Source organism: Streptococcus sp. SS-4456 (assembly GCF_036680365.1).
Lineage (GTDB): Bacteria > Bacillota > Bacilli > Lactobacillales > Streptococcaceae > Streptococcus.
Map to the genome: position 1 here is coordinate 1 of NZ_JAVIHI010000095.1, position 754 is coordinate 754.

The window sequence follows — 754 nt, forward strand, 5'->3', positions numbered from 1 at the left end:
AAGTCATAACCACCCGTGAAAACGGGTGGCTTGTACACCGGCTGTAAGCCGTTTCTCTCCAGCGACGTCTAAAGACGTTCGCTGAACTTCGTTCAGGTTAGTGCTATAATTACTTGACTAATGCCCGTAACAACGGGCTTTTATCTTGTTCTAAAACTGCCATCTGAAAATGGATCTTCATACTCTTTGACACTCAATTTATCAAGTGCAATGTCATTTTTCTCCTGCTCACGAATGTATTTCGCAACTGTCTTTTCGTTCAACCCAACGGTACTAACATAGTAGCCTCTAGCCCAAAACTTTCGATTTCCATACTTATATTTCAAATTAGCGTGTTTATCAAATATCATTAGAGCACTTTTACTTTTCAAATACCCCATAAAATCGGAAATCGAAAGTTTTGGGGGTATCAAGACAAGCATATGAACATGGTCTGGCATCATGTGTCCCTCAATAATTTCCACGCCTTTGTATCGACATAGATGACGGAAAATATCAATTAAGTCCTGTCTAATTTTGTAGTAAATGGATTTTCTACGGTACTTAGGTGTGAAAACTATGTGATATTTGCACATCCATTTGGTATGTGATAAACTGTAACTGGTTTTAGCCATTTCTTTTTCCTCCTTTATCTAACCTGAACAATTAGATTATAACAGGAAAAAGAAATGGAAGCTCAAAGCCTTGTCAGCCACCAGCATAGCTGGTGGTTTTCTTGTTTTTCTCTACGAGAAAAACTGGCTCGAAGCCATAA

Annotated in this window: 1 protein-coding gene; it reads right to left on the reverse strand. The window is 38.5% G+C overall.

Annotated elements, in window-relative coordinates; all coding sequences use genetic code 11:
- Positions 1 to 140 precede the first annotated feature (140 nt).
- Positions 141 to 614 (reverse strand): IS200/IS605 family transposase, encoded by a 474-nt coding sequence (tnpA, locus tag RFK25_RS11505; RefSeq protein WP_044685873.1) that lies wholly within the window; start codon positions 612 to 614, stop codon positions 141 to 143.
- Positions 615 to 754: the final 140 nt, after the last annotated feature.